Below are 14,270 nucleotides of genomic sequence, written 5' to 3' on the forward strand. Positions count from 1 at the left end.
ATGCCGAGTTGCCAGAACAGTTCAAGAAACAGTCGGGAGAGGCTGGGGCTGGCGATGATGGAGATCTCGCTTGAGGAGGTTGAACGGGCCTCGCCCGTCGTTAATTCCCCAGAGTATTACTTCCAGGTGAGTCGAGGAACAAGGAAAGGGGGCGGCCAGTTGCCAAAGTTGCTATCGCGGTCAAACAACGGCGAGCTTTAGTGCTGGGGGCCCTGGATTGTGAGTTCGCCGTGGTACCGGCTGCGATGCCTACGCTTGAGGAAATCCAGGGAGTGTTCGACTGATGACGACCAGTTGCAAGCACTGGAACAAGTGCTGGCCCGCTCGACTGAACTTTGTGAACAGGCACCGAATGTGGTCGCAGCCATCAGGCAGTGTGCAGAGCTGTTTATGAAGACCTTCGCCTAGGGCGCAAGAGTCAACAGGCTCAAGAACGCAAAAGCCGCACAATGCGCGGCTTTTTGTATGGTGGGCCCACAAGGACTCGAACCTTTATGTGGTGCATGAAATATCTTTTTGCGTACTGTCCGTCCGGCATAAATCCCTGTTAACCCCAATGAAAGCGTATCCATTTGCCAGGGCACGGAATGAAGAAGCACGTTATTATAAATACCACCTATGTGTGACATTTGAATGCTAGAGCGTCATCCTCACCCTCAGAGGCACGGCGGGCTGACAATGGAACGAACCGCTCCTCCCCAGCAGAATTTCTCCGGCGCGTACCGAGCAGAGTAATTACTCAGTAAAATCCGTAAACCGATCTACCTGCCGTCACCTGCCTATGCGCGTGCTTTGTATTATCATTGCGCCAGCACCGGATCGCCGAATGGATAATTTATGAAAATTGACGCAATGATGCGGGATATACGTGTTATCTCCCTGGATCAAATTAAGCTCGACCAGGAGAACGTGCGATTCGGTAACGATGTCGCTCAAAATCAGCGTGAAGCGATAAAGCTGATGCTTTCCAACCCGGAAGATGCCAAGAAAATTCTTCGTCTTGCCGAGCATATTGTTGAGAACGGGCTAGACCCTACCGAGCTGCAACTCGTGACTCCAGAGGACGATAGCAATTTCATTGTCCTTGAAGGTAATCGCCGACTCACCGCTCTCAAGCTGTTGCAGCGTCCCGACCTTTGCCCTGCAGATCGCGGCTACAAGGGGTTCCTAAAAGCTCACCACAATTTGACGAGCGGGGTTCCTGAAAGCCTGCAGTGCAGCGTCGTACCCACACGCGCCGATGGTGACCTTTGGATCGAGCTAAAGCATACGGGCGAGAACCGAGGTGCAGGACGGGTTGGATGGGACAGTGATATACGAGACGAACGCCGAGCACGTCAGACGGGTATTGAGTCGATTGGACGTCAGATCAGAAACCTAATCGTCGACAACCAGCACATTTTTACCAACAAAGCGGCCCTTGATGTTTTCGAAGTCGACGTAACGACCCTCACCCGAATTTTCTCGTCCACACTCGGCCAGAACACCTTCCGTCTTAAGGTCGAAAATAAGATCCTGACTCCGCAGCTGCCACTCGATCAGATTGCTCCCGCACTACAGTTCATGCTGGATATGTTTGTGTCTCATGGGTACAACGTTAACGATGTACGCAAATATGAGAATCAGGTAATTACCCTCGGGCACATCCCACCGGAAATACTGCCCGATAGTTTGGCTGAGGCTGCAAAGGTAAAGGTCAAGCCGGCTCAACCGGACACGACGAATGGTGGGGGGTCAGGGGGCAGTCAAAGCGCTGGCGGCACCGGTGGCTCTGGCGATGAAAAAGGTACTAACGCGCAACCAGGTGGCGGTAACGGTGCTCGACCAGGTGTAGCCAGTGGCCCTCAATCGGGCGGGACTAAGCCGGGCAAGCCAGACGGCTCCGAAAATATAAAACCTGAATCTCAAACTCCACCGGGGATTCGTGCGAAGCCTCAAGCACGCGCTAGAAAATACTTGACACCTTGGTCGCTGAAGATCTCCAACTCTCGTATAAATGCGATATATAACGAGCTTCGGTCGGTTCTACGGGTAGATGAGTGCCCAAATGCAGTCGCAATAACTTTTCGTGTATTTATTGAAACAACTTGCGATGAATACGCGCGAATCCAGAAAGAGGCTGGTAAAACTGTTTTGCGCTGGGATACCAACAATGAGCTTCGAGGGGGAGGAAGTGGTGACAAGTTGGTCATGAAGGTTCAGTCGGTAGTCAAACATCTGGAAGCCGAAAAGAAAATAGCGGCCCCTGCGGCTAAGGCCATTTTCAAGCGTGCCAGTTCCTATGACCAGCCAGGATCGGTTGATCACTTCAACCTGTTCGTGCACGGGACTCACAGCGCACCGCTACCATCCGAGCTGAAGGACATTGCGGAGGAATACCAACCCATGCTTGAAGCCATCTGGCGCTAAGCATTGGAAAATGCCTTAGCATGTGTTCTCATGTACAGCTTGACAAGCTGGGATAAGATTCATGGGCGCTTCTAGGGTATTTTCCACACCGCTACGTTACCCTGGTGGTAAGGGAAAATTTGCTCACTTCATAAAGCAAGTTTTTGAGGTGAACGGCTTGCATGATGGTCATTATGCAGAACCCTACGCGGGCGGAGCTGGTGTCGCTCTGGAGCTTATGTTCCACGAATACGCTTCAGTTATACATATCAATGACTTTGATCCGGCTATCTACGCGTTTTGGCATTCCGTAGTACATCATACTGATGATATCAGTAAAGCTATTACTGACACGCCGGTTACCATGGAAAACTGGCATAGATTTAAGGCCGTGCTTGATAATCCAGAAGATTGTTCAGTCGTGGATCTTGCCATGGCTACCTTCTTTCTCAACCGCACTAATCGTTCGGGAATTTTGAAGGCCGGCGTTATTGGTGGGAAAGAGCAGGCAGGCAAGTGGAAGCTAGATGTTCGCTTCAATAAGCCTGAGCTTATTAAGCGCATAGAGCTGATTGGAAAGTATAAGAATCGAATTAAAATCTATAATGAAGACGCTCTTGGTTTCATTAATAATACAATTCCTACCCTCCCCAAAAAATCCCTCACCTATCTTGATCCTCCCTATTACATCAAGGGATCTGGTCTCTATCGAAATTTCTACGTGCACGACGATCACGTTCAGATCGCTAACGCGCTGGGCAGTATCGACAAGCCTTGGATCGTTTCATATGACAACGTGAGCGAGATAAAAGATATCTATACCAGCTACCGCCAAGATGAGTATTTCTTGAGCTATACCGCTCAACAAAAAAAGAAAGGCTCTGAAGTTATGATCTATGGGCCATCTATTTTAGCGCCTGACAGTGGCCTGAACCGGAAGGCATCGTAGATCAAGTCTCCTATACCTCCGAGATACCTTTGAGCGCTGGTGCCAAACCGTTTTTCCACGTGGACGACGATCTGACCTTTAAATACCCCGGCGGTAGGCAAGTCAGCACGGGCCCTCTGGCCCCTATGAGTGGAAGGATCAGTTGGGACGGACGCTGGCAAGCGTTGTACCCCATCTTCCTGGCGACGAGACTTCGCGCAGGCTGCTACGGCCGATCCTTGAGCAGCCCGATGAGATTGCAATGCGGCTACTCGCCCCGTTCACTGTATCGCTGGTTTGCAGTGAGGTTCTTGATGCGCTGGAGATCCGGGACGACACGTTACATTTGCTGCAGGTCGTGCTCGAACGAACGCTAGAGAGCGATGACCTGCGCCGCTCGCGGTATAACGATGGGCGCATCGGTGGGTTCGACCTGCCGAATCTGATCAAGTCACTATTCTTCGTGATTGTGGAACACGCCTCTGGGGCTGCTCGCTTTGCCAACGGCAATTGGGACGACGTTTCCCGTGTCATGCCATTGATCGACCGCATGGTGCATGCCGCTGGCTGGAACTCCTACGTCATGCGCCAGTTCATTACGTTATGTGAGCGTTCTGGTGCTACCTACCCGGTCGACACATTCGCTGACCAAGTGCTGGAGCAGATCGTTGATGGCCGCTTGCCCACGGGCTGGAAGGGTAGCTCGATACCAGCCGCGATTGCTGCTCTTACATAGGCGCATGCTGATCGCTTGCATCCGCTACCTATCCCTTTGGCCCGTAAGCTGCTTCAAGTGCTTGATGCGCTGGTCGACCTTGGCGATCGCCGCAGTGCCGCCTTGCAGCAAAGCGAGTCGTTTCGCGGAGTGTGTCTCGTTGGGGCAGTTTGAGTCGATCCATGTGTGGCGGTCATAGTCGGGAACCATACTGCGATGTAGGAATGTGAACCTATACACGGTGCATAGCTCACTGGAGTACATCAAATGACGCCATGTCGCACCTACCTAGACATCGAGTTCGCCATTTTTAACCGCTATACCCGCAAATTGATCAGCCTCGCTCTGGCCGTACTTGGTGGTCCGGAGTTCACTACACGTCCGCCTCAACTGCTAGAACCTCGCTCCACAGCTTGTCGAGGTCAACGTCCTCGCTGGCAGGCTGCTTGCTGATTGGCAGCCTGTCAACCTGGATCAGCATTGGCAGTTCAAAGGCGGTGCCAGTGACCACGCAGCACCCTTGTGAGAGTCCCGGGATAAGGTTTCGTGACAGAGTATCCAGCGTAGAGATCGTATTGTCGATCAAGTACAGGTCGCGGTCATTCACCAAGCGGTGAATGAAGAAATTATGTAATTGCGAAACGATGGTGGACGATATGTCTGCCGGGCGCTGGCTAGCGATGGTAATGAACATCCCGAACTTGCGCCCCTCCTTGATGATTTCCTCGAACTGCTCGAGCCGATAGTCCTTCCAGGTTTCGCTTTCTCTCGAAGATTGATCGGAGAGAATGTTGTGCGCTTCGTCGATGATGAGGTGGATGGTGCGGTCGGGAGGATTTGCGACTGTTGTCTTGTGATTGTTGTAATAGTGCTTGGCGAACAGCAGCGGCAGAACCTTCTTGACCTCGTTGTTACAGCGGCGCATGGAAATGACCGTGAGCAGGCGCTCAGGTGGAATATCATCTGAAATCGATAACACCTTACGCAGGCTGGTGAGCGAAGACTCAACACGCTTCAGAAGTGGCTGGATGTGCTCGAACTGCACGTATCCGGCGTTCAGGTCGGATAGGAGTTGAAGATTGACGCGCAGAACTAACTCGTCGAACTTATCGAGATCTTGGGTGCCCAGCGTGTTGACGGTTGGTGCGATGTGTTCTTCGTAATTCCTGCCATCAGGATCGATCCACACCCCACGGCACACGAAGCGAGCCCCATTACGGAACCAAGTTACGTCTGCTAGCAGATCCATTATTGTTGATTCCCCATTCGCCTCGCCACTGTTCGCATCAAGTCCAGAGTCGCAGTCTTGACCTCTCCGGCGCAGAACGACCTCTGAAACATCCGCTTTGCGTAGGTGGCCAGTGATCCTGGATTAGCCCCAAAGCGCTGCTTGCCTGCAATGACGCGGTTTAGGAAAGGCTTTTGCGTGTTGGGAGTGGCTTGAAAAAGCAGCGACATCGTCTCGAGCTCCCAAAACTCATCCGGTGCCAGCGGGAAGCGGGAAGTAGGGTCGTCTAAATCAGGGGAGGTCAGCGTGGACAACTGATATACGGTCTTGTGACCTGCCGCCGCGAGCTGCTCTCCGCCGTATTCACCATTAAAGTCCAGGATAATGAAGCGGCTCTTGCCGGTGATGAGAGGTAGTTTCTGATTGAAGAGAACCGTGTACAGCTGCGCCAGCGTATTAGACTTGCCGCTTCCGGTGTTGCCGAAGATGCCGATGTGGCTATTGAAGAGCCTTTTCCACGGCAGCCCGACCGCAATCTCCTCTTTCAGCATGAGCCCAATTCTGAAATCGCTGTCCGCCTTGCGGTCGAAGATGGATCTGATTTTTTCCTCAGAAAGGAGGTGGGCCGCATCCTGGATCATTGGCAGATACTTTATGCCCTGAGTGAAGCCAGAGCTGTCAAAGTAACCAATCGGCCTCGCCTCTACCTTCCGCACAAACGTCTGCCGGCCTTCATGCATCTCCGTGCGGCCTTCATCCAGGAACTCGCCCTCGACCATGCAGACGATGTCGCGGAAACCGCGCTGGATGGACAAGTATTCGCGGATTGAGACTCCCTTGTATTTCTCGCCCTCATAGAACAGCGTTTCCTTGCTCGACTGCTCGTCGATCTTCAACACCACTTTGGTGCCATGGACTGCGATTACCTCACCAACCCTGATGCTCATATCTGATCCTTGATGTCTGCATGGGCAGCATGGGCAACAGGAGCAAGAGGAGCAAGAGGCGCAGGAGGAACAGGAGGAGGACCTGCAGGCGCCGCAGCTTCTGGCCAGGCCAAAACCTGCTCATTGAACGCGGTGAAGTCCATCACGCTATCCTGCAACATCAGGCATTTGACGCTGCGGTGTCCCTTGAATTTGTCTTCCATCGCGGCGTGCCCTGACTTGCTGTAGCAGCAGACAAACACCTGCAGTCCTGGATTGGAAAGAGAACGCATCACCAAATTGAGGATGTGCTCGTCGGCAAACGAGAAGCCGAAGGTGATGAGTACGGCGTTGGGCTTCTCAAGCTCATAGCTGAGCAACTGCAGCATCTGATAGTAATGTTCCTCGTATACCGTCTCGTGGAACTTCCATTTGGTAGGGTTGACGATAGGGATCTGCTCATAACTTGCCCAGAATGCTTCCAGCTCTGCATCGGAAAAGTCTGTGTCTGGCACGTCGGCAAGTGTTGATGCGGGATTGTTAAGTGCCACCGAAAATGGTCGCAGTAACTCCATCGTGTCGTCATCCAGCAGGCTTTCGCGGCCAGACAGGTCGTAGCCAACCTTAATCGCGGCATCCAACTTGTTCCAGTAGACCGACCCATGCAAATTGATGAGGTTGATCTGAGGGATGCTGTTCTGATGACGCCCAAAGACGCCGGCCTGGCAAAGGTAAGACCCGAAGTTTCGGGCCTGTAGAATGCGTCGCGTGAATCCTCGCGCGCCGTCATTCAGCACGAAGTCAATGTTGCCCTCTTTAATAAGCGCGTCAGCCACGAGTGGGAAACAGCCGTCATAATTAGTTGTGAACACATTGCAGCGACGATCCAGCGCTTTGCGGCGTTTCACCATTTCAAGTGCTGTAGTTAGGAATGTGCGGTAGTTCTTGATAACCGTAGCGCCGGGCTCTCCGGCTAACGCCTGTTCCAGGCTGAGTTGCTCGGCGGGACGTATGCAAGTGGCGTAGTAGTGCATAAACAGCGGGATCAGACGCCGGTCTTTTTCACGTTCAAACTTGGTGGCCAAGTCTTCTAGAGTAAAGCGAGAGTCGCCCTCACCGGTCTGAACCTCCAATTGAAGGGTCGGAAGGAGGCCGAACGATGCGCCCGACCCGAACAGAAAATTGATGTCTTGGTTGTAGATGTCGCCGATAGAAATCACTGGCTGTCCTTCCTGGCTGCGCAGCTAAAGGAATGAATGTTTCTGTTAGACGATACATGCCAGCGTGGGCAGAGTGCCACTGTGGGTTCTTTAGTGACTTTTAGGCGGCAAAAAGTCGGAACCTGTCGCTCATCAGCGACAGGTTGCTTCTGTCCGTTTGCGACGTGTAGGAGCCTCGATTAAATTGAAAGGCGACGACCTATGCACGGTGCATAGCTTATGCGGCTGACTCTTGGATTTTTTGCTGCTCTGGCGTCAGTGCCTTGATTGATCCTTATGACCTCGACGAGAGCCGCGCTATGGCCTCGACGGCTAAGCTGCTGGCGGTGTGATAGCTTCGCTCGGCGTTGCATGGCGTAGGCGTCTAGCGGCCCAGCTTGCGCCGATTGTGGATCCGACTGCATCGGCAAAAAGTTGCTCCCATTGGAGGGTGCCACGCGGTCCGGTGCCATAAACGTCTACGAGTGGCTGGTTGTAGAGTTCCCAGAGCCATGAAATGGCGAGGCAGAACAGCAGTGTGAGGCTCAGTGCGTAGCGACCGGCCGTCCAGGTGAAGATTTCGCCCATGGTCGCGCGCGCAAAGGCGGCAAGAAGCATGGTCATCGTTATTGCTGCGGCCGCGGTGCCGCTCATGATGCCGCTTTGATTCGCCAGCCATACGACCCCAGTCCCTGCCGAGGCTGCCAGCAATAGCCGTGGTAGGCTCTCCTCAAGCCGCTTGCCTTGTGCCTGACTTAGTAGAGGAACCAGGCATGCCGCCATGCCTGCAAACCCAACGAAATGAGCGACTGCTCGCCACCACAACACATTTCCAGCGAACAGAGGTATGGCCGAGAGTGCGATGCTCACAAGCGCAGTTACAAGGCCGATCTGGGTTGTCTGCTTACGAAGTACCACTGCGCTGCTCAACGATGAAACTCCCAGGTGAATAGCGGGCATAAAAAAACCGCCTTAGAGGTTAGAGGCGGTTTTTGGCGGCGGTAATTAACAGGCGCGAGTGCGAGCCCCTGCCATCGGCCCGGCAGGCTCCTGATCACGGCCTCGTGTTGCTGCGATGCGGAACATCCGGCGCTGGCCATTGGTGGTGCCCATCAGGCTAAGAGCTTCAGCTTTGAAAAGCTCAATCATTGCCGGCTTAATCGATTCTTTCTTACGCATAGTCACCTCTGTGCCATGTGTTGGTGGACTCATGTTAGGCGTCTGCAAGTGAAATCACAAGCCGACCCTCGTCGTCAAAGTTGAACCCGAAGGCATTGTAATGCGGAATCGCGGCTTGCCAGGGATCCTCAATCTCAATCGTTTCTAGGCCAAGGGCCCTACCGTAGTTCCCAATGGCAGTCATCGCTAGGGCCAATACGAAGCCCTTTAGCGGGTGTGTCTCATCAGGCTTCCCCTCCAGCAGTATCACCTTAATGCAGATGGTGCTCTTGCGTGGCGATGCATAGCACAAACCACACAGCTCCGGTCCGAACCATAGGGAGATGTCAAAGCCCTTCCGGTCTTTTGTCTTCCACTGAGGGACGGACTCCCATGGAAAGAGGGCGGCTGTCTCGCCCCACAGCGCGGACGCCTCAAGAGCTTCACGTGTGATGGGCTCTAATCGGACCTGATCTACTTGCAAACCAGTGCCCAAAACGTATGGGTCGGCTGAAAATGAGGCAAGAGCTTGCGACATAGCGGTCGAACGAAAGACTTGGTATTTCAGGCTGTTAAATTGGGCCACAGACTGTCCTTGGCAGATTGTCAGGTATCCCAGCTAGAGCCGGGATCACAGAGTAGGGCACTCAACCAGGTGTCAGATCACCATGAGGGCAAGAATGTCGTTGTCGTTCAGCATGAAGACTGGGCATGAAGAGCTGGCGTCTGTCGTACCCATTAGCATTAGGTCTCTGTACATATCCCGCGTGAACGCAAAGCCTTGTTGTGCGGTCGGCGCTGTGTAGCTCCCCAAGAACTCCATACCGGCCTTCTCGTAAAATTCCACTAACTCATTGGAGCAGAGCAGACAAGTCGCGTGGCTTTCTGCGAGTAGCCCTTGCAGCATCTGGCTGCCGATACCATGGCCGCGATACTGCTCATACACAAATATCTTGTGGCAGTAACGTGCAATCGAAGGGTCTGGGTGGACGAAAAGCAGGGCGTAGCCGTACAGCATTCCATGCTCGTGGCTAATCATCACTTTGAGATGTCCGGCGCGATAGCATTCTTCAAGGATGCCTTTCACATGAGCGATCGCTCTGTGGGTTTGCGCCTCGGTAAACCCCATGAAGTGGAGCGCGAGAGCCGGCTGCGCGAGCAGATCAGAAAGGATACCCTTGGCATCATTCTCCAAGATCGTTGGTACATACTTGTCGAAAAGCTCTTGCTCAGATACTGACTGTGGCATTGACGATCGCCCTGTGTTTGGCCCGATACAACGCGCCAAGGGTAGGTGTTTCTACCCGGCGCGGGTTCCTAGTGTGACTCCCCGGCGCGATCTAGGGAAACTTGGCTAGCGCCTGTGAATGCTAACTCATACCAGCAGCCAGTGCGCCCGCTGGATTTTCTAGGGGTTATGCCAGATAACTGAAATACAGCACGAGGCCCGAAAACATCAGGAGCGGGTGACGAATCCAGCCCCAGAACCAGCCCAGCATGCAATGGAGTGCAGCAGAGCATTTAAAAGCGTGGGATCGATCAGCATAAGAGGGTACTCAATAGGCGAGGCGATGCTGCCTCACTCTAAATAGTGCGGAGGCGCTGCCCCCTTTTTCGGCCTTTCTCCCCTGAGAGCCAAAAATATATTTCGACCACCCCTGCCTGATTCGTACCAAGTTTCCCGCAAAATTAGCTTGCTGCGCCCCTGCAGCGCTGTGCCGAAAGCCGCGCAGGGGGATGCCCAGGTATTCCGCGCTTACAGAAGTGGGGACTGAGGCGGGGACCAAAATGGCCGGATACGAAAAAGCCCACCAATGTGGTGGGCTTAAGTCTTTGATTTGTATGGTGGGCCCACACGGACTCGAACCGTGGACCAAAGGATTATGAGTCCTCTGCTCTAACCAACTGAGCTATAGGCCCTCAGTAGGTCGCGGATTATAGCGACGGTTTCTCGGCTGTGCTATCCGAAAAATCCGATACGGCCACACGAAGAAACGTTGCGGCAAACTCATCGGCGCACAGGGGCAGGCTGACGATGTAGCCCTGGATCTGTTCGCAACCTTCCTCGGTCAGGAATTGCTGTTGGGCCAGGGTTTCGACGCCCTCGGCGATGATGGTGAATTGCATGCTGCGGCCCAGGGCGATGATTGCCCGTACGATGGCTGCGTCGTGGGGGTCGTCGGGCAGGCCGCGGACGAAGGATTGGTCGATCTTGAGGATGTCCAGTGGCAGGCGCTTGAGGTAGCTCAGGGAGGAATAGCCCGTGCCGAAGTCGTCGATGGCCAATTGCACGCCGAGTTTTTTCAGCTGGTGCAGCACTGTCAGGGCCTCTTCAGCCTGGCTCATGATGAAGTTTTCGGTAATTTCCAGTTGCAATAAGCCGGGTTCGAGCTGGTGCTCTCGCAGCAGTTGTTCGATACGCCCCAGTAGATTGGGTTGACGCAGCTGGGCTCCGGCCAGATTGACCGAAAGGGGGCCGAGGCTGTCGTAGGCGTCATTCCATTCACACAGCTGCCGGCAGGCGCGCTCCAGCACCCAGTCGCCGATTTGCAGGATCATGCCGTTTTCTTCCGCCAGGGGGATGAAGTGTTCCGGCGGCACGTCGCCAAACGTGGGGTGCGTCCAGCGGATCAATGCTTCGGCACCTACCAGTTGGTTGTCGACGAGGCTGATTTTGGGTTGGAAGGACAATGACAACTCGTTGCGTTCAATCGCCCGCCGTAGCTCATGCTCCAAGGCCACTCGCTCGCTGGCCTGGGCGGTGAGGTCGCGGGTATAGCTTTCCACCCGGTTGCGTCCCTTGGCCTTGGAACGGTACATCGCCGCGTCGGCATTCTTCACCAGCGTGGCGACATCGCAGCCGTCCTGCGGGTAGAGGCTGGTACCGATGCTGGCACTGATGAAGAACTCGTGCTCGCCGGCCTGGAACGGAGCGGCAAAGCAGTTCAACAGTTTTTGGGCGATGTGCTCCGCATCGCTGGGCTGTTGCAGGCCCGGCAGCAGGATAATGAACTCGTCGCCGCCCAGGCGCGCCACGGTGTCGATGTCGCGCAACTGCTCGCGCAAGCGCACGGCAATGCCCTTGAGCAACAGGTCGCCGACCGGGTGTCCGAGGCTGTCATTGATGTGCTTGAAGCGGTCCAGGTCCAGGAACAGCACGGCACCCTGGCTACCGTTTTCCTGCTGGCCATTGAGAGCTGCCAGCAAGCGGCTTTCGAACAGCGTGCGATTCGGCAGGCCGGTCAGCGGGTCGTGGTGGGCCTGGTAGTCGAGACGGGCCTGGGCGTGTTTGAGGCTGGAGATATCGGCGAAGACCGCGACGAAATGGGTGATCTGTCGGTCCCGATTGCGCACCGCGCTGATGGTCAGCCAACTGGGGTACAGCTCGCCGTTCTTGCGTCGGTTGGAGATCTCTCCTTGCCAGTGCCCTTCGGCCGTCAACTGATGCCACATCGCGGCGTAAAACGCGCTGTCGTGCAGGCCGGAAGCCAACAACCGGGGCGTATGGCCCAAGGCTTCGGTTTCGCTGTAGCCGGTGATTTCGGTGAAGGCTCGGTTTACCGCGCTGATGTGCTGTTGCGTATCGGTGATCAGCACGCCTTCGGCAGTGCTTTCGAACACGGTGGCGGCCTGTTGCAGTTTCTCCTGCATGAGATGGCGTTCGGTGATGTCCCGGGCGATGGTCAGCATGCAGTCTTCGTTGCCGATAGGCAGCGGGCGACTGGAGACTTCGCAGAGCCGGATCTGCCCGTCGTTGCGACGGATGTGGCAACTGAAGTCCCTGACGAAGCCGTCCCGCTTCAGCAGGTCGAGCATCTGCTTTCGCTCGTTGAGGTTGACCCAGATGCCCAGGTCCAGGGTAGAGCGGTCCACCGACAGGGCACTGTTGAAACCGGTAATGCGACTGAAGCCTTCGTTGACTTCGATCAGCAGGCCATCGCTTTGCCGGGACAACAGCAGGCCATCGGGCGAGGCGTGGAACGCCTTGGCAAACTTCTCTTCGGATGTCTGCAATTGCTGCTGGGTTTCCTTGAGCTGGCTGATGTCCCGCACCACCACGACCAGGGCTGGCGTCGTGTCGAGGTCGAAGGGCTCGGCGGAGATCAGCCCGGTGAACACCTGGCCATTGCTACGGCGGAAGGGCATTTCCAGGTTGCGAATGCTGCCGGCCTGCAAGCGCTGCAACAGGCCCGGCCCCACGCCCTGGATGCCCCAGATATTCAGTTCGGTTGCGCTGTGTCCCACCACCTCGGCGGCGCTCAGGCCGATCTGCTCTTCGAAGGCCTTGTTGACCTCCAGCAGGCAACCGTCCAACAACCGTGCAATCACCAGGATGTCCGGGCACTGGCGGAACACCGAGGCAAATTTCTGCTCCGAAAGGCGCAGGGCTTCCTCGGTGCGCTTGGCTTCGCTGATGTCGATCATTAGCCCACGCATCACCGGTTCGTGCCCGTGTTCGATCAGGCTGACAATATCGCGCACCCACAGGCAGCGGCCATCGGCAGTGATCACACGATAATCGATGCAGTGGTCGCGACCCGCCAGCACTTCATGATCGCAATAGGTCTGGGCACGGATCAGGTCGGCGGGATGAATGATGTTGCGCCAGAAGCCCGGTATCAGCCAATGGGAAAGGGGATAGCCCAGCAAGTCTTCGGCGTGGGGCGAAACGTAGCTGTAAGTGAAGTCGCTGACCCTTGCCTCCCAGGCGATGGCCGACAGGCTCTCCACCAGCCCACGGTAATGGTATTCACTGCTGCGCAGCTCCTGTTCCAGCTCGACCCGCCGGGCGATTTCCGAGCTGAGTCGGCGGTTGATGCGAATCACCACTGCCAGTATGCCGATCAGGAGCAGCAATGCAGGCAGGCCGTAAAGCAGCAAGTCTGACCAGAGCTGGCGGTAGTCGTGCACATTGCCGACCCACTTCTGCTGGATCTCGGCAACTTCGGCGGGGCTCATGTCCGCCATGACCTTGTCCAGGATGCCCACCAATATCTTGTTGTCTCGAGGGACGGCCATTGCCAACTGATAGCGATACGGCGTTTCCCCGCTGACATAAAGGCCTTCAAGCTTGAGTTGACGCAGGCTCCAGACGCTGGAGGCCAGATCGCCCACTACCGCGTCCACCTCGTCGGTCGCCAGGGCTTGCAGGGCTGAACTGACGTTGGGCAGCGCCACGAGGTTCAGGTCGGGGTGGTGGTTGCGCAGCAATTCATGGGGGGCATAGTTCTCCACCACGGCTATTTTCAGCCCGTACAGTTCCTTGAGGTTGTACGGCTGGGCGCCACCGCGGTGGGCCAGGATGACGATGGGGAAGTCCAGGTAAGGGCGGGTAAATGCCAGGTAATTCTGACGCTCAGGTGTGGACATGATGCCCGGCAAAAGGTCTATCTTGCCCTGTGCGACCTGCTCCAGCACGGCGGTCCAGCTGACCGGCTCGATGGGTGTGAGCTTGATGGCCAGCCGTTCACGAATGATGTCGACGTAGTCGGCGGCCAAGCCCTGATAGCGGCCCTGGTCATCACGAAACTCAAACGGCGGCCATGAGGCATCGACACCCAGGCGCAGGTCGGGGTGGTCCTTGAGCCAGCGGAGCTCCTCGTCGGTGAGCGTCAACGCGCCAGCTGTTGCGGTCCAGGTCATCAATGACAGCAAAAGCGCGGCCGTCAGTCTGGGCATCACTGTCTCGTCATGGCTTGGTGAGGATGATTCGAGTGTAGACGGGCAA

Annotated in this window: 11 protein-coding genes, 1 tRNA gene and 1 pseudogene; 4 read left to right on the forward strand and 9 right to left on the reverse strand. The window is 55.4% G+C overall.

The genetic code is table 11. The features are described from left to right. Nucleotides 1-194: 194 nt before the first annotated feature. The 4 genes and pseudogenes from TK06_RS33110 to TK06_RS32790 form a co-directional block, all read left to right on the forward strand. Nucleotides 195-284: pseudogene (locus TK06_RS33110) on the forward strand (transcriptional regulator); the annotation flags it as partial. Nucleotides 285-837: 553 nt separating this feature from the next. Further along, nucleotides 838-2,409, forward strand: a complete 1,572-nt coding sequence (locus TK06_RS23845; RefSeq protein WP_203417389.1) for a hypothetical protein — start codon at nucleotides 838-840, stop codon at nucleotides 2,407-2,409. A gap of 61 nt (nucleotides 2,410-2,470) precedes the next feature. Beyond that, the gene (locus TK06_RS23850; protein WP_063324096.1) at nucleotides 2,471-3,337 is read left to right on the forward strand and encodes a DNA adenine methylase; all 867 of its coding nucleotides are present in this window, start codon (nucleotides 2,471-2,473) and stop codon (nucleotides 3,335-3,337) included. 241 nt (nucleotides 3,338-3,578) lie between these two features. Continuing rightward, a complete protein-coding gene (locus tag TK06_RS32790) occupies nucleotides 3,579-4,052 on the forward strand; it encodes a hypothetical protein (RefSeq protein ID WP_063324097.1) in 474 nt (157 codons plus the stop codon). A gap of 352 nt (nucleotides 4,053-4,404) precedes the next feature. Here TK06_RS32790 and TK06_RS33115 read toward each other — a convergent pair whose 3' ends face one another. The 9 genes from TK06_RS33115 to TK06_RS23895 form a co-directional block, all read right to left on the reverse strand. After that, entirely contained in the window at nucleotides 4,405-5,280 is an 876-nt protein-coding gene (locus TK06_RS33115) for an ATP-binding protein (RefSeq protein ID WP_238992564.1), read from the reverse strand. Next, nucleotides 5,280-6,206 carry a helicase HerA domain-containing protein gene (locus TK06_RS33120; protein WP_238992565.1) on the reverse strand — a complete coding sequence of 309 codons (927 nt, stop codon included), beginning with the start codon at nucleotides 6,204-6,206 and terminating at the stop codon, nucleotides 5,280-5,282. Before TK06_RS33120 ends, TK06_RS33115 begins: the two co-directional genes overlap by 1 nt. Then, a complete protein-coding gene (locus TK06_RS23870; RefSeq protein WP_063324099.1) occupies nucleotides 6,203-7,405 on the reverse strand; it encodes a hypothetical protein in 1,203 nt (400 codons plus the stop codon). The genes TK06_RS33120 and TK06_RS23870 overlap by 4 nt, the downstream gene beginning before the upstream one ends. A gap of 312 nt (nucleotides 7,406-7,717) precedes the next feature. Next, the gene (locus TK06_RS23875) at nucleotides 7,718-8,344 is read right to left on the reverse strand and encodes a hypothetical protein (protein ID WP_063324100.1); all 627 of its coding nucleotides are present in this window, start codon (nucleotides 8,342-8,344) and stop codon (nucleotides 7,718-7,720) included. A 45-nt stretch (nucleotides 8,345-8,389) separates the two neighbouring features. Next, nucleotides 8,390-8,563, reverse strand: coding sequence for a hypothetical protein (locus TK06_RS32795; protein ID WP_203417390.1), 174 nt, complete (start codon nucleotides 8,561-8,563; stop codon nucleotides 8,390-8,392). A gap of 34 nt (nucleotides 8,564-8,597) precedes the next feature. Continuing rightward, nucleotides 8,598-9,128 (reverse strand): N-acetyltransferase, encoded by a 531-nt coding sequence (locus tag TK06_RS23880; protein WP_238992566.1) that lies wholly within the window; start codon nucleotides 9,126-9,128, stop codon nucleotides 8,598-8,600. A gap of 72 nt (nucleotides 9,129-9,200) precedes the next feature. Next, complete coding sequence (locus TK06_RS23885) at nucleotides 9,201-9,791, reverse strand: GNAT family N-acetyltransferase (RefSeq protein ID WP_063324101.1); 591 nt, start codon at nucleotides 9,789-9,791, stop codon at nucleotides 9,201-9,203. 594 nt (nucleotides 9,792-10,385) lie between these two features. Next, nucleotides 10,386-10,462, reverse strand: a tRNA-Ile gene (locus TK06_RS23890). 15 nt (nucleotides 10,463-10,477) lie between these two features. Beyond that, nucleotides 10,478-14,221, reverse strand: a complete 3,744-nt coding sequence (locus TK06_RS23895; RefSeq protein ID WP_063324102.1) for a bifunctional diguanylate cyclase/phosphodiesterase — start codon at nucleotides 14,219-14,221, stop codon at nucleotides 10,478-10,480. Between the last annotated feature and the right edge of the window lie 49 nt (nucleotides 14,222-14,270).

The sequence above is a fragment of the Pseudomonas fluorescens genome (assembly GCF_001623525.1).
Lineage (GTDB): Bacteria > Pseudomonadota > Gammaproteobacteria > Pseudomonadales > Pseudomonadaceae > Aquipseudomonas > Aquipseudomonas fluorescens_Q.

What these genes read in the sequence shown, in the direction of transcription:
- TK06_RS23845 (WP_203417389.1), top strand. Translation starts at nt 838, where the DNA reads ATGAAAATTGACGCAATGATGCGGGATATACGTGTTATCTCCCTGGAT.
- TK06_RS23850 (WP_063324096.1), top strand. Translation starts at nt 2,471, where the DNA reads ATGGGCGCTTCTAGGGTATTTTCCACACCGCTACGTTACCCTGGTGGT.
- TK06_RS32790 (WP_063324097.1), top strand. Translation starts at nt 3,579, where the DNA reads ATGCGGCTACTCGCCCCGTTCACTGTATCGCTGGTTTGCAGTGAGGTT.
- TK06_RS33115 (WP_238992564.1), bottom strand. Translation starts at nt 5,280, where the DNA reads ATGGATCTGCTAGCAGACGTAACTTGGTTCCGTAATGGGGCTCGCTTC.
- TK06_RS33120 (WP_238992565.1), bottom strand. Translation starts at nt 6,206, where the DNA reads ATGAGCATCAGGGTTGGTGAGGTAATCGCAGTCCATGGCACCAAAGTG.
- TK06_RS23875 (WP_063324100.1), bottom strand. Translation starts at nt 8,344, where the DNA reads ATGCCCGCTATTCACCTGGGAGTTTCATCGTTGAGCAGCGCAGTGGTA.
- TK06_RS32795 (WP_203417390.1), bottom strand. Translation starts at nt 8,563, where the DNA reads ATGCGTAAGAAAGAATCGATTAAGCCGGCAATGATTGAGCTTTTCAAA.
- TK06_RS23885 (WP_063324101.1), bottom strand. Translation starts at nt 9,791, where the DNA reads ATGCCACAGTCAGTATCTGAGCAAGAGCTTTTCGACAAGTATGTACCA.
- TK06_RS23895 (WP_063324102.1), bottom strand. Translation starts at nt 14,221, where the DNA reads ATGCCCAGACTGACGGCCGCGCTTTTGCTGTCATTGATGACCTGGACC.